The sequence below is a fragment of the Streptomyces mesophilus genome (assembly GCF_040300965.1).
GTDB lineage: Bacteria > Actinomycetota > Actinomycetes > Streptomycetales > Streptomycetaceae > Streptomyces > Streptomyces mesophilus_A.
Genome location: NZ_JBEPEW010000001.1, coordinates 20,662 through 38,371, shown reverse-complemented (window position 1 = coordinate 38,371; position 17,710 = coordinate 20,662). Strand labels below are relative to the sequence as shown.

Annotated in this window: 15 protein-coding genes; 8 read left to right on the top strand and 7 right to left on the bottom strand. The window is 70.2% G+C overall.

Annotated features, from left to right (window positions below):
• Positions 1–53: 53 nt before the first annotated feature.
• The 4 genes from ABT367_RS00170 to ABT367_RS00155 all read right to left on the bottom strand — a co-directional run bounded on the left by ABT367_RS00170 (position 54) and on the right by ABT367_RS00155 (position 3,236).
• Positions 54–1,040 (bottom strand): aldo/keto reductase, encoded by a 987-nt coding sequence (locus ABT367_RS00170; RefSeq protein WP_352247883.1) that lies wholly within the window; start codon positions 1,038–1,040, stop codon positions 54–56.
• Positions 1,041–1,249: 209 nt separating this feature from the next.
• Positions 1,250–1,894 (bottom strand): response regulator transcription factor, encoded by a 645-nt coding sequence (locus ABT367_RS00165; protein WP_352247881.1) that lies wholly within the window; start codon positions 1,892–1,894, stop codon positions 1,250–1,252.
• Positions 1,882–3,036, bottom strand: coding sequence for a sensor histidine kinase (locus ABT367_RS00160; protein ID WP_352247879.1), 1,155 nt, complete (start codon positions 3,034–3,036; stop codon positions 1,882–1,884). Before ABT367_RS00160 ends, ABT367_RS00165 begins: the two co-directional genes overlap by 13 nt.
• A gap of 29 nt (positions 3,037–3,065) precedes the next feature.
• Positions 3,066–3,236 carry a hypothetical protein gene (locus tag ABT367_RS00155; RefSeq protein ID WP_352247877.1) on the bottom strand — a complete coding sequence of 57 codons (171 nt, stop codon included), beginning with the start codon at positions 3,234–3,236 and terminating at the stop codon, positions 3,066–3,068.
• Positions 3,237–3,474: 238 nt separating this feature from the next.
• Here ABT367_RS00155 and ABT367_RS00150 point away from each other — a divergent pair, with 238 nt between their 5' ends.
• Genes ABT367_RS00150 through ABT367_RS00130 form a run of 5 tightly spaced genes read left to right on the top strand, consistent with a single transcriptional unit; the run spans position 3,475 to position 10,648 of the window.
• Entirely contained in the window at positions 3,475–7,158 is a 3,684-nt protein-coding gene (locus ABT367_RS00150; protein ID WP_352247875.1) for a nitrate reductase subunit alpha, read from the top strand.
• Positions 7,159–7,175: 17 nt separating this feature from the next.
• The gene (gene narH, locus ABT367_RS00145; protein WP_352247873.1) at positions 7,176–8,792 is read left to right on the top strand and encodes a nitrate reductase subunit beta; all 1,617 of its coding nucleotides are present in this window, start codon (positions 7,176–7,178) and stop codon (positions 8,790–8,792) included.
• Between the two features lie 8 nt (positions 8,793–8,800).
• On the top strand, positions 8,801–9,370 hold the full coding sequence (narJ, locus tag ABT367_RS00140) for a nitrate reductase molybdenum cofactor assembly chaperone (RefSeq protein WP_352248118.1): 570 nt from the start codon (positions 8,801–8,803) through the stop codon (positions 9,368–9,370).
• The gene (gene narI / locus ABT367_RS00135) at positions 9,367–10,092 is read left to right on the top strand and encodes a respiratory nitrate reductase subunit gamma (protein WP_352247871.1); all 726 of its coding nucleotides are present in this window, start codon (positions 9,367–9,369) and stop codon (positions 10,090–10,092) included. The genes narJ and narI overlap by 4 nt, the downstream gene beginning before the upstream one ends.
• Positions 10,093–10,132: 40 nt before the next feature.
• Positions 10,133–10,648, top strand: coding sequence for a hypothetical protein (locus ABT367_RS00130; protein WP_352247869.1), 516 nt, complete (start codon positions 10,133–10,135; stop codon positions 10,646–10,648).
• A 70-nt stretch (positions 10,649–10,718) separates the two neighbouring features.
• Here ABT367_RS00130 and ABT367_RS00125 read toward each other — a convergent pair whose 3' ends face one another.
• Positions 10,719–12,011 carry an MFS transporter gene (locus tag ABT367_RS00125; RefSeq protein WP_352247867.1) on the bottom strand — a complete coding sequence of 431 codons (1,293 nt, stop codon included), beginning with the start codon at positions 12,009–12,011 and terminating at the stop codon, positions 10,719–10,721.
• Between the two features lie 97 nt (positions 12,012–12,108).
• Here ABT367_RS00125 and ABT367_RS00120 point away from each other — a divergent pair, with 97 nt between their 5' ends.
• Together ABT367_RS00120 and ABT367_RS00115 are read left to right on the top strand one after the other, a co-directional pair.
• Positions 12,109–13,098, top strand: coding sequence for an ArsR/SmtB family transcription factor (locus ABT367_RS00120; RefSeq protein ID WP_352247865.1), 990 nt, complete (start codon positions 12,109–12,111; stop codon positions 13,096–13,098).
• Between the two features lie 81 nt (positions 13,099–13,179).
• Positions 13,180–14,649 (top strand): hypothetical protein, encoded by a 1,470-nt coding sequence (locus ABT367_RS00115; protein WP_352247863.1) that lies wholly within the window; start codon positions 13,180–13,182, stop codon positions 14,647–14,649.
• A gap of 29 nt (positions 14,650–14,678) precedes the next feature.
• On the opposite strand, the gene dnaK is transcribed toward ABT367_RS00115, so the two are convergent.
• The gene (dnaK, locus tag ABT367_RS00110; RefSeq protein ID WP_352247861.1) at positions 14,679–16,571 is read right to left on the bottom strand and encodes a molecular chaperone DnaK; all 1,893 of its coding nucleotides are present in this window, start codon (positions 16,569–16,571) and stop codon (positions 14,679–14,681) included.
• A gap of 141 nt (positions 16,572–16,712) precedes the next feature.
• Here dnaK and ABT367_RS00105 point away from each other — a divergent pair, with 141 nt between their 5' ends.
• On the top strand, positions 16,713–17,147 hold the full coding sequence (locus tag ABT367_RS00105) for a VOC family protein (RefSeq protein WP_352247859.1): 435 nt from the start codon (positions 16,713–16,715) through the stop codon (positions 17,145–17,147).
• A gap of 82 nt (positions 17,148–17,229) precedes the next feature.
• On the opposite strand, the gene ABT367_RS00100 is transcribed toward ABT367_RS00105, so the two are convergent.
• Entirely contained in the window at positions 17,230–17,655 is a 426-nt protein-coding gene (locus tag ABT367_RS00100; RefSeq protein WP_352247857.1) for an OsmC family peroxiredoxin, read from the bottom strand.
• Positions 17,656–17,710: the final 55 nt, after the last annotated feature.

The window sequence follows — 17,710 nt, the reverse complement described above, 5'->3', positions numbered from 1 at the left end:
GAGTTCCGTACGCGGTGACCCCCGTACGCCGTGAGCTCCGTACGCGGTGAGGCTCAGTGGACCGCGTCGAGCCTGGCCCGCTGGTCCTCGCTGAGCACCAGGTCGGCCGCGGCCAGGTTCTCGTCCAGCTGGGCGAGCGAGGACGCGCCCGCGAGCGGGATGGTGGGGATGTCGCTGTCGATCAGCCAGGACAGGACGACCTGGTTGGCACTCGCCCCTGTCTCCTTCACCACCTCGTCGAGCACGGCACGGCGCGCGGGAGTGCCGGCGTGCTCGAGGGGATAGTCGATGGCCTTGTCGGTACGGGTGTAGGCGCCGGTGAGCAGCGGGCTGTACGCGACGAGGGTGAGCGCGGGGTTGTTGCGCACGTAGTTCTGCAGCTCCCCCGAGAACACCCCGATGTCGCCGTCCTGCGACAGCTGGCCGGGGATGTCGGTGCGGCGGCGCAGATACGTGTGGTGGTACTGCAGCACCTCGTAGCCGGGCAGCCCCGCCGCGGCCGCGATGGCGCGGGCGCGCTCGACCTTCCAGGCCCAGTGGTTGCTGACGCCGAGGAGGCCGACGGTGCCTTCCTCGACGAGCGCGGCGAAGCCCTCCACGGTCTCGGTGAGGCCGGTGCCGGGGTCCTCGATGTGCGCGTACAGGAGATCGAGCTTCTCCACGCCGAGGCGCTCGCGGCTGGCCTCCGCGGACTCGCGGATCACCTCGGCGCTCAGCCCCTCGGCGTTGTCGGTGTAGCTGGTGCCGGGGGCGAGGGGGCGGGCGCCGAGCTTGGTGGCGATGACGATCTCGTCGCCGATGCCCCGGCTGCGGCGCCAGTTGCCGATGACCGTCTCGCTCTCGCCGCCCTGGCTGCCCGTGTTCCAGAACGCGTAGTTGTTGGACGTGTCGATGAAGGTGCCGCCCGCCTCGACGAAGCGGTCGAGGATGGCGAAGGCGGTGGCCTCGTCGGTGCGGGTGCCGAAGAGCATGGCGCCGAGGCTGAGGACGCTGACCTCGCGGCGGGTGGCGGGGTTGGTGCCAAGGGTGCGGTAACGCATGGGGGTCCTCCTCAACGTGCCCGCGGAGTGCGGGGTGTTGAGAGGGACTCTGTCTGTTGAAGTGCACGCGAAGGCAAGGGGTTTCCCCACCCCGCCCTTTCCCGAAACCGGGGCTCCGCTCCGGACCCCGCATCCGAACTTCGTTCGGATCTCCTCGAGCGCCGGAGGGGCTGAAAAGATCTGCTCAATCGCCGCAGGGGCCGAAATACCTACCCGTTCAGGTAAGCCAGAACCGCCCGCACCCGACGGTGTCCGCCCTCCGTCGGCGGGAGTTCCAGTTTCGTGAAGACGTTGCCGATGTGCTTGTGGACCGAACGCTCGGTGATCACCAGGGACTTGGCGATCGTCGCGTTGTCGTGGCCCTCGGCCATGAGCTGCAGCACCTCGCGCTCCCGCGCGGTGAGCGACTCCAGCGGGGAGCCCTGGCGCCGGCGCGAGAGCAGCTCGGTGACGACCTCGGGGTCGAGCGCCGTACCGCCGGACGCCACCCGCTCCAGCGCGTCGAGGAACTCGTCGACCCGCCCGACCCTGTCCTTCAGGAGATAACCGACCCCCCGCGCGCCACCGCCGAGCAGCTCGGCGGCATACGTCTCCTCGACGTACTGGGACAGGACGAGAACCGGCAGGTCCGGCAGCGACTCACGGGCCGCGAGCGCCGCGCGCAGCCCCTCGTCCCGGAAGCCGGGCGGCATCCGTACGTCCAACACCGCGGCGTCCGGGCGGTGTTCGAGCAGCAGCGGGAGGATCTCCGGACCGGTCGACGCGACGCCCGCCACCTCGTGCCCGGCCGACTGCAGGAGCAGCACGAGCCCCTCGCGCAGCAGGGCGTTGTCCTCGGCGATCACCACGCGCACGGCAGCTCCACTTCGATCTCGGTCGGCCCTCCGACGGGGCTCGTCAGGGACACGGTGCCATCCAGCGCGGCGACACGGCGCCGCACCCCGATCAGTCCGCTGCCGGCCGACTCGTCCGCTCCCCCGCGTCCGTGGTCGCGTACGCGCACCCGGAGCATCCCCGGGGTGCGTACCAGCGCGATCTCGGCGCGGGTGGCGCCGCTGTGCTTGGCCGCATTCGTGAGTGCCTCCGCGACCACGAAGTACGCGGCGGCCTCGACGGCCGCCGGTGCGCGAGGACCGTCGGCCACTCCGTCGGCCGCCACCTCCACGGTCAGCCCGCTGGAGGCCGCGAGCGCCCGGACCGCCCCGTCGAGGCCACGGTCCGTGAGCACGGGCGGGTGGATGCCCCGTACGACGTGACGCAGTTCCGCGAGGGCCTGTTCGGCCTGGTCCTGGGCGTCGTCCAGGAGTTTGCGGGCCGCTGCGGGATCACGGTCGTACGCACGCTTGGCGAGACCGATCCGCATCGACAGCGAGACGAGCCTGGCCTGCGCGCCGTCGTGCAGATCGCGTTCGATCCGGCGCAGTTCGGCGCCGTGCGCGGCGACCGCTCCGGCGCGGGTCTCGGTGAGCTGCTCGACGCGCTGGGCGAGGTCCGCGCCGGGCGGCGGCTGGAGCAGCCCGCGCGACCAGGAGCAGGACAGATCGGCGAGGGCGTCGAAGACGGGCAGCACCACGGGCCGCCGGCCGAGCACCCCGCACCAGATGCCGTCGACGATGATCGCGGGCACCCACAGGATCAGGGAGAGGTAGCAGAGCACCAGGCCGTAGACCAGCTGCGCGATCACCCAGCGCAGGTCACGGTAGGTGGCCGGGTCGGTGGTCGCGTGCCGGAGCCGTTCGGCGACCGGGCCGGTCAGCGGCAGATACGCCTGCGGCACGCCCTCGCCGGTACGCGCTCCGACCCGGCGCCGCTCGAAGGACGCGAAGCGCCGTACGGTCTGCACGGTCTCGGGCAGGATGCCGGCGCCGACGATCAGCAGGGTCGCCGCCAGACCGAGCAGCAGCAGACCGAGCATCAGATAGCAGGCGAGGCTCACCGCGGCACCGATCAGCAGGTGCCGGGTGGCGAGCCATGCTCTGTGTATCGCCGCGTCCATGGTGATCAGGCTATGTGCCGGGCCGGACCCTAAGCCTGCTGCTGCTTGTCGCGCATCAGCCACAGGCCGACGGCGGAACCGATGAAGACCACGCCGGTGGGGATGGACACGGCGACCTGGGTCAGGCCGTCCCACATGAAGCTGGTGGAGACGTTGACGATCAGGGCGACGACGAGCAGCAGCCACAGCAGGGGCTTCATGACGGACTCCGAGGTGGTGGGCGGGCGGTGCTTGACGTGATCCATCCTGGCAAGCGCCCCGGGGCCGCGACGACGGTGCCCACTGGCCGATACGTGGTGTAGCGGGCTACACCACCGCCGGCCGGTCACTCCTGGTAGCCGCCCGCCCCGGACGGCCCCCGCCAACATGTGGGGCCCGACCGGCAGACCTACCGTCGCCTCATACGTGTCCGCACGCGCCGACCGAGGGAGCCGAGCGGTGACCGACCAAGTGACCGAGCCGGGCGCCGCGCTGTTGCGCGCCGGGAAGTTCTTCCGGCGCGGCGAGGCCGCCCCCGATATGCACAGCGTGCAGCTCAAGGGCGGTCGGCAGGCCGACACCTTCTACCGGGACCGCTGGAGCCATGACAAGGTCGTGAACTCCACGCACGGCGTGAACTGCACCGGTTCCTGCCGCTGGAAGGTATACGTCAAGGACGGCATCATCACGTGGGAGACCCAGCAGACGGACTATCCGTCGGTGGGCCCGGACCGCCCCGAGTACGAGCCGCGCGGCTGCCCCCGTGGTGCCGCGTTCTCCTGGTACACGTACTCGCCGACGCGCGTGCGCTACCCGTACATCCGCGGTGTCCTCCTGGAGATGTACCGCGAGGCGAAGGCCCGGCTCGGTGATCCCGTGCAGGCGTGGGCCGACATCCAGGGCGATCCGGAGCGGCGCAGGAAGTACCAACAGGCGCGCGGCAAAGGCGGGTTGGTGCGCGCCACGTGGGACGAGTCCCTGGAGATCGTGGCCGCGGCCCACGTGCACACCATCAAGCAGTACGGCCCCGACCGCGTGGCCGGCTTCTCGCCCATCCCCGCGATGTCGATGGTCTCGCACGCGGCGGGCGCCCGGTTCATGTCGCTCATCGGCGCCCCGATGCTCTCCTTCTACGACTGGTACGCGGACCTCCCCGTCGCCTCGCCGCAGGTCTTCGGCGACCAGACGGACGTGCCGGAGTCGGGCGACTGGTGGGACGCCGCGTATCTGATGATGTGGGGCTCCAACGTCCCCGTCACCCGCACCCCCGACGCGCACTGGATGGCCGAGGCCCGCTACCGCGGCCAGAAGGTGGTCGTGGTCGCGCCGGACTACGCGGACAACGCGAAGTTCGCCGACGAGTGGCTGCACCCGCACCCCGGCACGGACGCCGCGCTCGCGATCTCCATGGGTCACGTGATCCTCAAGGAGTTCTTCGTCGACAAGAAGACCGAGTTCTTCGACGACTACGTCCGCAAGTACACCGACCTGCCGTTCCTGGTGACGCTCGTCGAGAAGGACGGCGCGTACGTCCCCTCGAAGTTCCTGCGCGCCAGCGACATCGGGCAGGACAGCGAGGCCGCCGAGTGGAAGACGGTCGTCCTGGACGAGACCACGGGTCAGCCGGCCGTCCCCAACGGCTCGCTGGGCTTCCGCTGGACCGAGTCCGGCATGGGCAAGTGGAACCTTCAGCTCGGCAGCATCACCCCGCAACTCTCCCTGCACGGCACGGAGTTCGCGACCGGAGTGGAGGTGCTCCTCCCCCGGTTCGACAACGAGGGCGGTGAACACGGCCAGGGCCGCGGTGAGATCCTCAGCCGCGGTGTCCCGGCCACGCGCCTCGGCGGCCAGGACGGTCCGCTCGTCACCACGGTCTTCGACCTCCAGCTCGCGCAGTACGGCGTCGCACGCGAGGGCCTGCCCGGCCGGTGGCCCGCCTCGTACGACGACGCGGAGACCCCCGGCACCCCGGCCTGGCAGGAGGCGCACACCTCCGTACCCGCCGCGCAGGCCGTGAAAATCGCCCGGGAGTTCGCACAGACGGCCGAGAAGTCCCGCGGCCGCTGCATGATCCTGATGGGCGCCGGTACGAACCACTGGTTCCACTCGGAGCAGATCTACCGCTCCTTCCTCGCCCTGCTGCAGCTCACCGGCTGCCAGGGCCGCAACGGCGGTGGCTGGGCGCACTATGTCGGCCAGGAGAAGTGCCGTCCGGTGACGGGCTGGGCCACGCTCGCCGGAGCCGGTGACTGGTCACGGCCGCCGCGGCAGATGATCGGCGCGGCGTACTGGTTCCTCAACACCGACCAGTGGCGCTACGACAAGTTCCAGGCCGACGTCCTCGCCTCGCCGCTCGGCGAGGGCCGTTTCGAGGGGATGACGGGCGCGGACTGCCTTGCCCTGTCGGCGCGTTCGGGGTGGATGCCCTCGTATCCGACCTTCAACCGCAACCCCCTCGACCTCGCCGAGTCCGCGGACCCGGTGGCGGACACGGTCGCGGAACTGAAGGCCGGAACGCTGAAGTTCGCCTGCGAGGATCCCGACGCGGAGGAGAACTGGCCACGGGTCGTCACGCTGTGGCGGGCCAACCTTCTGGGTTCGTCCGCGAAGGGCGCCGAGTACTTCACCAAGCACCTGCTCGGCACGCACTCCTCGCTGCGGGCCGAGGAGGCCGGTCCGGACGTACGGCCGCGGGATGTGAAGTGGCACGAGGACGCCCCCGAGGGAAAGCTCGACCTCCTGCTGTCGCTGGACTTCCGGCAGACCTCATCGACACTCCTGAGCGATGTCGTCCTGCCCGCAGCCACCTGGTACGAGAAGCACGACCTGTCCACCACGGACATGCACCCCTACGTGCACTCGTTCACGCCGGCCGTGAACCCGCCGTGGCAGGCCCGCACCGACTTCGACACCTTCCTCGGGCTCGCGCGTAAGTTCAGCGAGCTGGCCCGCCCCCACCTCGGCACCCGTAAGGACCTGGTGGCGACCGCGCTGCAGCACGACACCCCCGGCGAGATCGCCCAGCCCGGCGGCGTGGTACTCGACTGGAAACGCGGCGAGTGCGAGCCGGTGCCCGGCAAGACCATGCCGAACCTGACGGTCGTCGAGCGGGACTACACCGCGATCGGCGAGAAGTTCGCGGCGCTCGGACCGCTCGTGGAGAAGCTGGGTCTGCCCGCGAAGGGCATCGCGCTCCACCCCGACCAGGAGGTCGAGGAGCTCAAGCAGCGCAACGGCACGGTACGCGGCGGCCCGGCGGACGGACGCCCGCTCCTCGACACCGCGATCAAGGCGGCCAACACGATCCTCGCGCTGTCCGGCACGACCAACGGGCGGCTCGCCACCCAGGGCTTCCACACCCTGGAGAAGCGCACCGGACAGGAGATGGCGCACCTCGCCGCCGAGGCCGAGGGCAAACGCATCACGTACGCGGACACGCAGGCCGCCCCCGTACCGGTGATCACCTCGCCCGAGTGGTCCGGCAGCGAGTCGGGCGGCCGTCGCTACACCGCCTTCACGCTCAACACCGAGCACTTGAAGCCCTGGCACACGCTCACCGGACGCCAGCACTTCTTCCTCGACCACGACTGGATGCACGAGCTCGGCGAGGCGCTGATCGTCTACAAGCCGCCGCTTGACATGCACCGCCTGTTCGGCGAACCAAGGCTCGGCGCCGACGGCACCAAGGAAGTCACCGTCCGCTACCTCACCCCGCACAACAAGTGGTCCATCCACTCCGAGTACCAGGACAACCTGTTCATGCTGTCGCTCTCGCGCGGCGGCCAGAACATCTGGATGGCGCCGCAGGACGCGGACGCGATCGGCGTGAAGGACAACGACTGGATCGAGGCGGTCAACCGCAACGGTGTGGTCGTGGCCCGCGCGATCGTCTCGCACCGGATGCCGCAGGGCACGGTCTACATGCACCACGCGCAGGAGCGCACGGTGGGCGTCCCGAAGACGGAGACCACCGGCAAGCGCGGCGGTATCCACAACTCGCTCACCCGGGTCCTGATGAAGCCGAGCCATCTCATCGGCGGCTACGCCCAGCTCTCCTGGGCCTTCAACTACCTCGGCCCGACGGGCAACCAACGCGACGAGGTCACGGTCATCCGTCGCCGCTCGCAGACTGTGTCCTACTAAAAGCATGGAGTACTGACATGCGCGTCATGGCTCAAGTCGCGATGGTCATGAACCTCGACAAGTGCATCGGGTGCCACACCTGCTCGGTCACCTGCAAGCAGGCGTGGACCAACCGCACCGGCATGGAGTACGTCTGGTTCAACAACGTCGAGACCCGGCCCGGTCAGGGCTACCCGCGGCGGTACGAGGACCAGGAGAAGTGGCAGGGCGGCTGGGTCCTCAACAAGCGCGGTGCGCTCAAGCTCAAGAACGGCGGCCGGTTCAAGAAGCTCGCCCACATCTTCTCGAACCCGAAGCTGCCGGAGATCAAGGACTACTACGAGCCCTGGACGTACGACTACAAGAACCTCACCGACGCCCCGCTCGGCGACGACTTCCCGGTGGCGGAGCCCCGTTCGCTGATCACCGGCAAGCCGATGAAGATCGAGTGGTCCTCGAACTGGGACGACAACCTGGCGGGCGCGGTCGAGCACGGGCCGCAGGACCCGATGGTCGAGAAGGTCCGCGAACAGGCCGCGGAGAAGGTCAAGTTCTCGTTCGAGCAGACCTTCATGTTCTATCTGCCGCGGATCTGCGAGCACTGCCTCAACCCGGCCTGCGTGGCCTCCTGCCCCTCGGGCGCGATGTACAAGCGCAACGAGGACGGCATCGTCCTCGTCGACCAGGACCGCTGCCGCGGCTGGCGGCAGTGCGTGACGGGCTGCCCGTACAAGAAGGTCTACTTCAACCACTCCACCGGCAAGGCCGAGAAGTGCACGATGTGCTACCCGCGCGTCGAGGTCGGTCTGCCCACGGTCTGCTCCGAGACCTGCGTCGGCCGGCTGCGCTATCTCGGCGTCATCCTGTACGACGCCGACAAGGTGACCGAGGCGGCTTCGACCAAGGACGACAAGGCGCTGTACGAGGCCCAGTTGGGCGTGTTCCTCGACCCGGACGACCCCGAGGTCCAACGGGCCGCCGAGGCCGCGGACATCCCGTACGACTGGATGGAGGCGGCCCGCCGCTCACCCGTGCGCGCGCTGATCAGCAAGTACAAGGTGGCGCTTCCGCTGCACCCGGAGTACCGCACCATGCCGATGGTCTGGTACATCCCGCCGCTCTCCCCCGTCGTCGACGCGCTCACCGAGACGGGCCACGACGGTGAGGACGCGGGGAACCTGTTCGGCGCGATCGACACCCTCCGTATCCCGCTCGAATACCTCGCGGAGATCTTCACGGCCGGCGATGTCGCCCCCGTCCGGTCGTCCCTGAACAAGCTGGCGGCGATGCGCTCGCATATGCGGGCCATCAACCTCGGTGACGTGCCCGACCACTCGATCGCCGATTCGGTGGGCATGAGTGCCCAGGAGATCGAGGAGATGTACCGGCTGCTCGCGATCGCCAAGTACGAGGACCGTTATGTGATTCCGACCGCGGCCGTCGGCGACGCGAAGGCACTCGAGGAGTCCGCCGTACCCGACACCTGCTCGCTGGACCACGAGGGTGGTCCGGGCATGGGCGGCGACGGGCCTTTCGGCGCGGACTCGGGCTCCGGCAAGAAGCAGCTGCCGCTGGTCTCGATCGAGAACTTCCACGCGGCCCGAAAGCGCCAGACCTCCGACGAAGAACCGGCCGATGTCAGGGAGCAGCAGTGAAGTCAGCAGTGCAGAACGCGGTGCTCTATCAGGCAGCCTCCTTCTGCCTCGCGTACCCGGACGACGAGTTCCGCGCACGCCTGCCCCTGCTGCGTGAAGCCGCCCCGCAGCTGCGGGAGTTCCTCGACTTCGCCGACGGGACGGACCCCACCGAACTCGCCTCGCACTACGTCAAGGTCTTCGACTTCAAGAACCGGCACAGCCTGTATCTGAGCTGGTGGCGCGACGGTGACACCCGGCGGCGCGGCATGACCCTTGTCGGCTTCAAGCAGGTGTACCGCGAACACGGTCTGGAGTTCTCGGACGAGGAGCTGCCGGACTTCCTGCCGGCGGTGCTCGAATTCTCGGCGCGGGTCGACACCCGGCTGCTCCTCGAATTCCGCCCGGGCCTGGAGCTGTTGCGCCTGGCCCTCACCGATCACGGCACGCCCTACGCGAGCGTGCTGGATGCCGTCTGCCGCACGCTGCCCGGCCCGTCCCCCAAGGACAAGGCGGCCGCGCTGGCGATGGCCAAGTGCGGTCCGCCGATGGAAACCGTCGGCCTCGAACCCTTCACGCTCGTGGGAGAGCCCTCATGAACACGCTCCTTTGGGGGGTCCTGCCGTACGTCGCCGTCGCGCTCCTGATCGCCGGCACGTTCTGGCGGTTCAAATACGACAAGTTCGGCTGGACCACCCGCTCCTCGCAGGTCTACGAGTCGAAGCTGCTCAACATCGCCTCGCCGATGTTCCACTACGGGCTGCTCTTCGTGCTCGTCGGCCATCTGATGGGCCTGTTCATCCCGGAGTCCTGGACGGACAAGGTCGGCATGGACGAGCACCTGTACCACCAGCTGTCGCTGTACGGCGGTACGGCGGCGGGTGTGCTCGCGGTGCTCGGTATCGCGCTGCTGCTCTACCGGCGCCGCACGAACACCCCTGTCTTCAAGGCGACCACGGCCAACGACAAGCTCATGTACCTGGTGCTGCTCGCCGCGATCGTGATGGGCATGTGGGCCAAGCTCACCAACTCCAGCCCCTCGCACGGCTACGACTACCGCCTCACGATCGCCCCCTGGGCCCGCTCCCTGTTCACGCTGCAGCCCGACATCGACAAGATGGTGGGCGTCCCGCTCACGTACCAGATCCACGCCGTCATCGGCCTGCTCCTCTTCGCCCTGATCCCCTTCACGCGCCTGGTGCACATGTTCAGCGCGCCCGTGCAGTACCTCTTCCGCCCGTACGTGGTCTACCGCAGCCGGGACGAGACGCAGCTGGGGTCGCGCAAGGAGCGCCCGGGGTGGGAGCGGACGAAGTCGTAGGCTCCGGTCCTGCGTCCTTTCACCCGGACCCGAGGGAGCCATGCCGGACTACTACGGCATCGAGAACTACGAGCCCGCAGCGCAGAACGGCCTGTCCTCGATCAGCGCCACGCATGGCACCCGTCTTGCGGCGCTCACCGGACGGACGCTCACCCGCGCCTGGCTGCTGTGGGACGTCGAGGACGACGAGTGGTTCGCCGACGCTCCGGTACTCCTCGACTTCGAGGGCGAGCAACTGGAGATCCAGCACCTCAAGTTCGACGACCTGTCGCTCACCTGGAACGCGGTCACGGTCGGCGGTCCGTTCGTCTGGGCCGAATTCGACCTGCGGTGGCGTGACGATGCCGTGCCCGAGCTGACCGCACTGCGGGGCCGGCGCCTCGAAGAGATCGAGCTCCTGGAGTGGCGGGGCCGGGACGCCGCCCTCGGCATGGTCGCGGTCGGCTTCGTCTTCGCCCACGGACGGGTGACGGTACACAACGCCCTCGACGAGAACGGCCTCGATTTCGGTCCGCCGGAGAGCGAGTACGTGCGGCATCCTGTGCGGTTGGCGTGAGGCGCGTCGGCCGAGCCGGGGTCGCGCAAGGAGCGGCCCGGGTGGGAGCGGACGAAGTCGTGGCCTTTCGTCAACGGGGCGTCCGCGCGGACTGGTTGAACTGCCCCCGTACGGGCGGCCGGGTCTCGCCCGGAAGCTCGCGGCGGTGCCTGACCGGGGACAGGATCAGGGGCAGTCCGCTCAGGCAGAGGCAGACGGCGCCGGTCCGCAGGGCCGCGCGCAGCGAGACGTATTCGCCGATGAGACCGGACAGGGCCGCCGCGACGGCCATCGCACCCATCAGCATGAAGCGGAAGGTGGCGTTCATCCGGCCGAGCAGCGGCGCGGGGGTCAGGCGTTGGCGCAGGCTGACGCCGAGCACGTTGCCCAGGCCGGTCGTGAGGGTGAACAGGAGCCACGCCGCCGATGCCACCCACAGCCACGGGCCACGGTCGATCAGGGGGACGAGGAGCCCCACCGGAGCCACGCAGAGGTTCACCAGCGCGAGACAGCGGCCGAAGCCGAAACGGGCGGCGAGCGGGCGGGCGCACCAGGCGCCGAGGAAGATCCCGACTCCGCCGATGGCCCAGTACACGCCCAACAGACCTGCTGACAGGTGGAGTTCGCGGGCGAAGAGCACCGGCAGCATGGTGTTGATCATGACACCGCCGAGGTTGCTGAGGGTGCCGGTGAGCGCCAGGGCACGCAGTTCGGCGTCACCCAGGACATGCCGCAGGCCTTCGGCGATCTGGGCACGCAGGCGAGTGGCGGGCTCGGGTCCGGCCTTCCGTACGGGCCCGTCGTCCGTGCGCTTGAGCCGCATCAGCCGGACGCCCGCGATCAGATAGCCCACGGCCGCGCAGGCCAGCGCCACCGGCGCGCTGAGGAACTGCACGAGACCACCGCCGGCGCCCCGTCCCGTGATGCTGCCGGCCGCTTGCAGACTGACGAGCACCGCGTTGGCCGGCACGAGGGCGTCGGGGCCGACGACGCGGGGCAGGGTGCTCTGCGCGGTCACGTCGAAGAAGACCGTGCAGACCCCGTCGAGCAGGACAACCGCGCACAGCTGCCCGAACGTGAGCACATCGAGCCACCACGCCAGCGGTACGGACACCAGCAATGTGCCCCTGCACAGGGCCGCGACGACCAGGACCTTACGGTGCGCGAGCCGGTCGACCCACGCGCCCGCGGGCAGTCCGATCACCAGGAACGCCAGCGTGCCGAGGGCGGCGAGGAGGCCGACCTGGCCCGCGCTCGCGTCCAGTGCCAGCAGGGCGAGCAGGGGGACGGCGACGTAGGTGACGTTCATGCCGAGCACGCTCAGCGCGGAGGCGGAGAACAGCGTGCGGAAGTCGCGTATCCGCCACGGGGAAGGGTTGGGCATGAGCAGCACGGTGCCCGGACGTCGCAGGCCTGTGCCAATGTTTTAGTCTGAGCTTAATCCAAGCGGGGCCGGCGACAGGTCCCCGGAGGGCGGGCGCATGCTGGAGATCGAGTTCTCGGCCGAGGACGTGGCCCGCACCCGCTTCTCGATCTCCCCGCTCTGGGAGGTGGTCGCCGGCGTACGGATCCTGCTCGGCGCCGACGAACAGCGTCTGCACCGGACCTGGACCGCGCAGGTGCGCTCCCGGATCGCGGCCGCGCGCCTGGACCTCACACCGCTCGCGGTGCTCATGCCGCCGGGCACGAGCTCCGTCCCCGGCTTCCTGACCCCGCCGCCGACCACCCCCGGCCCCTCCCTCGACGTCGAACTCGCCACGCTGCGCGCCACTCCGCCGCAACGGCTGCGCGCCGGACCCTCGCAAGCGCAGCCCGGAGTGCGGGCGCTGCGCGCGGACCCGGAGCGCGGCCTGGGCAGACTGGCCGACCTGATCTCCGCGTACTGGGAACTGGCGATGGCGCCGTACTGGCCCCGCATCCTCGGCCTCCTGGAAGCCGACATCCAGTACCGGGCGCGGCGCTTCGCCGAGGGCGGCACACGGCGCCTCTTCGACGACCTGGATCCCCAGTTGTCCTGGGATTCGGGCACCCTGCACGTCAGACACCGGTTCCTGCGCGGGGTCCGACGGCTCGACGGCCGGGGGCTGCTGCTCGGGCCGTCGGCGTTCGTCTGGCCCCGGGTGTTCTGGACGACGGACCTGGTGGACCAGCCGACGCTGCGTTATCCGCCGCGCGGCGTCGGAGAGCTGTGGTCGCCGCGTCCCGACCCCGAGTCCGCCGCGCTTGCCAAGGTCCTCGGAGCGTCCCGCGCCCGCCTCCTCACGGAGCTCACGTCCCCCACCTCCACCACCGACCTGGCCCAGCGCACGGGCCTCACTCCGGGTGGCGTCTCCCAACACCTGTCCGCGCTACGGGGATCCGGCCTGGTCTCCGCCCACCGCGCGGGCCGCGTGGTGTTGTACGCGCGTACGCGGATCGCGGAGGACCTGGTCGCTGGGGCGGAGGGCCGGGCCTCCCGGGGCGGGGCGTAATCCGGATGCCCGCGCAGACCCCGTCGCCCTACTCTTGCCGCAGGTCAGAGACAGCAAGGCGCAGGAAGGGGTGGAATGCACATGCGTGCTCACAGCACTGACGGGGTCGCGGCGGCGCTACGCCTCGTGGAAGGCGTACCCCTGGACCAGGCGCTGGACACTGCGGGTCCCGACGCCTGGGTCTGCCTCGACGTCGGCGTGCGCGAACTCCGGTGTCCACAAAGGCAGTTGCTGCCCACCCGGGCGGAGCTCGCAGGGCGGCGCATCAGGTGGGAGCCGGAGGCGACGCTGCCGACCGTGCGCTTGCGCACCAGGGAGCCCGACGACGCCCGACTCGCCTTGGCGCTATGCCACCCGGACGGCCGGTTGCGGGAAGCCGCGCTGGACAAGGCCGCGGCACGCCCGCAGCTCCTGCCGCTGATCGTCGTACGCGCCACTGACTGGGCCGCACCGGTACGCGAGCGGGCGCGGGCCGTGCTGCGGGACGCACTCCCCCGCCTCGACGGCGGGGAGCTCGCGAGGCTCGCTCCCGTGGTGCTGCGAGTCGGAGGGCGCGAACGTGCGGACTACGGCGTGGAGTTGCTGCGCCGCACCCTGCGCGAGGCACCGCAGGACTGGCTCGGGCCGCTGCTCGCGCACCCGGACCGTGACGTACGGCGCCTCGCGTATCGCTTCGCCATCGCCGAGCAGCGTCTCTCGCCCGGCGACCTGGCCCGCGCCGCCTTGCGCGACACCGACGTCGTCGTACAGATCGCGTGCGCGGACGCGGCCCTCGCGGCCGTACCCGCCGACACGTACGACGCGGCACTCGATCCGCTGCTCGAAGCCCGCAACCCGCGCGTGCGAGCGGCCGGGGTGACCGCGCTGCGCCGGGCCGGGAAGGCCGAGCGTGCCGTCCCGTTCCTCGCCGACCGGGCGCCTGCGGTGCGCGCCTGTGCCCGTTACGTCGTAAGGCAGCTCGGCGTCGAACCCCGTCCGCACCTCCTCGCCTGGTGCACGGGCACCGACGAGGTGCCGTCCGGCGCGCCGATCGGTCTGGCCGAATGCGGTGAACGTGTGGACGCCGACGTGCTCTGGGCGCTGACCGGACACCCCGTCGCCCGGGTCAGGGCGAGTGCGGTGGCGGGGCTGCGCGCACTCGACGCCGTGCACTCCGCGAGCGCGGACCGCATCCTGCCGCTCCTGGACGATGCGGCGGCCGGTGTGACCCGCGAGGTCGCCGCCACGCTCGCCGCGGCGCCGGTTGCGCTTCCCGCCGAGTGGCTGCTCGACCGCCTTGCCTCCGACCGCCCCCGGCACGTGCGGGTCGCCGCTTTCCGGCTGCTCGACCGGCAGGGCGGCCTTCCTCAACTCCGGGCCGCCGCAAGCCTCCTGGACGACCCGGATCCGAAGCTGCGGCGCTGGGCGGGGCAGTCCGTCCAGCGCTGGGAACCGCCGGTCGGACTGCCCCGCGGGGACGCGGAGGTGGCGGCGCTCTACGAGCGGTGCGCGCACCTGTTCAGTCCGTATGTGCTCAAGCGGCGCAAGTGGGCTGCGGGAATCAGCACCTGACCTCCCGCGGCGCACCCAGGAGCCCCGCCCTACGCCGCACCCCCCTTGGCGTCCCGGTCGCCGGGCGGAGTGTCGCGCTCGTCGTCGACGATCTCCGCGTCGACCACGTCGTCCGCGGGCGGGGCGTCCTCGGCCCCGGCGTCCTGGGGCTGGTCGCTCGGCCCCTGGGCCGCCTGGGCGTACATCGCCTGGCCCATGCGCTGGCTGACGGTGGCCAGCTTCTCGGTGGCGCCGCGCAGTTCCTCGGTGTCGGCGCCCGACTGGCCGATCACCCGCTTGAGCTCGGTCAGGGCGTCCTCGACCTCCGTCTTGGTGTCGGCGGGGATCCGCTCGGCGTTGTCGGCGAGGAACCGCTCGGTCTGGTAGGCGAGTTGCTCGGCGCCGTTGCGGGTCTCGGCGGCCTCGCGGCGTTTGCGGTCCTCGTCCGCGTACTGCTCGGCCTCGCGCATCATCCGGTCGATGTCGTCCTTCGGGAGTGCCGATCCCCCGGTGACGGTCATCTTCTGCTCGCGGCCCGTCGCGAGGTCCTTCGCCGATACGTGCATGATCCCGTTGGCGTCGATGTCGAAGGTCACCTCGATCTGCGGAACGCCGCGAGGTGCGGGCGGCAGTCCGGTGAGGTCGAAGACGCCGAGCTTCTTGTTGTACGCGGCGATCTCCCGCTCGCCCTGGAAGACCTGGATGCCTACGGAGGGCTGGTTGTCGGTCGCGGTCGTGAAGACCTCCGAACGGCGGGTGGGGATGGTCGTGTTGCGCTCGATCAGCTTCGTCATGATGCCGCCCTTGGTCTCGATGCCGAGGGAGAGCGGGGTGACGTCGAGGAGCAGCACGTCCTTCACATCGCCGCGGATGACGCCGGCTTGGAGGGCAGCGCCCACTGCCACGACCTCGTCCGGGTTGACGCCCTTGTGCGGGTCCTTGCCGGTGAGCTGCTTGACCAGGTCGGTGACGGCGGGCATCCGGGTCGAGCCGCCGACGAGGATCACGTGGTCCACGGCGGAGAGCTTGATGCCGGCGTCCTTGACGGCCTGGTGGAAGGGCTCCTTGCAGCGGTCGAGCAGATCCTTGGTGAGCTCCTGGAACTGGGCCCGGGTGAGCCTCTCCTCCAGATGCAGCGGCCCGGCCGAACTGGCCGTGATGTACGGCAGGTTGACCGTGGTCTCGTTGGCCGAGGACAGCTCGATCTTCGCCTTCTCGGCGGCTTCACGCAGCCGCTGCACGGCCATCTTGTCCTTGGCGAGGTCGACCCCGTGCCCGTTCTTGAACTGCTTGACGAGATGCTCGACGACCCGCTGGTCCCAGTCGTCGCCGCCCAGCTTCGTATCGCCGTTGGTGGCCTTGACCTCGATGACCCCGTCACCGATCTCCAGGAGCGACACGTCGAAGGTGCCGCCGCCCAGGTCGAAGACGAGGACCGTCTGCTCGTCGCCGCGGTCGAGTCCGTACGCGAGAGCGGCGGCCGTAGGCTCGTTGATGATCCGCAGCACCTTGAGGCCCGCGATCTCACCGGCCTCCTTGGTGGCCTGACGCTGGGTGTCGTCGAAGTACGCGGGCACGGTGATCACGGCGTCCGTGACCGTCTCGCCCAGATACGCCTCGGTGTCCCGCTTGAGTTTCTGCAGCACGCGCGCGGACAGCTCCTGGGCGCGCAGCCGGCTGCCGTCGATGGTGCCTTCGTCGGGGAAGCGCCAACCGGTGTCTCCCATATGGCGCTTGACGGAGCGTGCGGTGCGCTCGATGTTGGTCACCGCCTGCCGTTTGGCGACCTCGCCGACGAGGACTTCGCCGTTCTTGGCGAAGGCGACGACGGACGGCGTGGTGCGTGCTCCTTCGGCGTTGGCGACCACGGTGGGTTCGCCGCCTTCGAGGACCGCGACCACAGAGTTCGTCGTACCGAGATCGATGCCGACCGCGCGTGCCATGTCAGTCCCCTTCCGACAGCCCCACTCCCGGATCTCCAGCACAAAACTTGAGCGGGCTCTTGTCAATGCCCCGGACGGTCGGTCCGGTGGCACTCGTCGCGTCCGGTTGCCCCCGGCTCCTGCGGTTGTACCGTCGGGGGCATGGAGCAGCGCATCACCCTGATCACTCTGGGAGTTACCGATCTGGCCCGGGCCAAACGCTTCTACGAGGCGCTGGGCTGGCAGGGGCAGGAGGTCGAGGAGACGGTCTTCTACCAGGCGGGCGGTCTGGGCCTCGTCCTGTGGGGCCGGGAGAAGCTCGCGGCGGACTCCGGCGTCGAGGCCGGGACGGCGGGCGGATTCGGCGGCATCGTGCTCGCGCACAACGTCCGGTCCGACAAGGAGGTCGACGAGCTGCTGGCCGCGGCGGAGCGGGCCGGTGGGAAGGTGACCAAGCCGGCCGCGACGAATCCCGTCGGCTTCTACTCCGGGGCGTTCGCCGATCCGGAGGGCCATCTGTGGGAGGTCGCGCACAATCCCGGGTTCCCGCTGGCCGAGGACGGGTCGCTCACGCTGCCCGATTTCGGCAACGCCTGAGGCAGCGTCCGCAACAGGGCCTGAGACGGCACGACGCCCCGGACCTCGCAGGTCCGGGGCGTGCGCTCACGGCCGTACGGGCTCAGGCGAGCTTGGCGTCCAGCGTGATCGTGGTGCCGGTGAGCGCCTGGCTGACCGGGCAGTTGGCCTTGGCGTTCTCCGCGGCGGCCTGGAAGGCCGCGTCGTCGAGCCCGGGCACCTCGCCCTCGACGGTGAGGTGGATACCGGTGATCCCGGTGCCCGGCTGGAACGTGACGTCGGCGGAGGTCCTGAGCTTGGTGGGCGGGGTGCCCGCACCGGTCAGACCGTGCGAGAGCGCCATCGAGAAGCAGCTGGAGTGGGCGGCCGCGATCAGCTCCTCCGGGCTGGTCTTGCCGTTCGCCTGCTCGGCACGGGACGGCCAGGACACGGCCTGCTCGCCGATGCCGGACGAGTCGAAGGTGACCGTTCCGGAGCCCTCCGTGAGGCTGCCTTCCCAGACGGTGTGTGCGCTGCGCGTGGTGGCCACGACAATTCCTTCCTCTGCGGGACGTCGGTGGACGGTTGGGGTGACGTCCATCCCC

Coding starts and splice junctions, on each gene's coding strand:
- ABT367_RS00170 (WP_352247883.1), bottom strand. CDS start 1,040: ATGCGTTACCGCACCCTTGGCACCAACCCCGCCACCCGCCGCGAGGTC.
- ABT367_RS00160 (WP_352247879.1), bottom strand. CDS start 3,036: ATGGACGCGGCGATACACAGAGCATGGCTCGCCACCCGGCACCTGCTG.
- ABT367_RS00155 (WP_352247877.1), bottom strand. CDS start 3,236: ATGAAGCCCCTGCTGTGGCTGCTGCTCGTCGTCGCCCTGATCGTCAAC.
- narH (WP_352247873.1), top strand. CDS start 7,176: ATGCGCGTCATGGCTCAAGTCGCGATGGTCATGAACCTCGACAAGTGC.
- narI (WP_352247871.1), top strand. CDS start 9,367: ATGAACACGCTCCTTTGGGGGGTCCTGCCGTACGTCGCCGTCGCGCTC.
- ABT367_RS00130 (WP_352247869.1), top strand. CDS start 10,133: ATGCCGGACTACTACGGCATCGAGAACTACGAGCCCGCAGCGCAGAAC.
- ABT367_RS00125 (WP_352247867.1), bottom strand. CDS start 12,011: ATGCCCAACCCTTCCCCGTGGCGGATACGCGACTTCCGCACGCTGTTC.
- ABT367_RS00120 (WP_352247865.1), top strand. CDS start 12,109: ATGCTGGAGATCGAGTTCTCGGCCGAGGACGTGGCCCGCACCCGCTTC.
- ABT367_RS00115 (WP_352247863.1), top strand. CDS start 13,180: ATGCGTGCTCACAGCACTGACGGGGTCGCGGCGGCGCTACGCCTCGTG.
- dnaK (WP_352247861.1), bottom strand. CDS start 16,571: ATGGCACGCGCGGTCGGCATCGATCTCGGTACGACGAACTCTGTGGTC.
- ABT367_RS00105 (WP_352247859.1), top strand. CDS start 16,713: ATGGAGCAGCGCATCACCCTGATCACTCTGGGAGTTACCGATCTGGCC.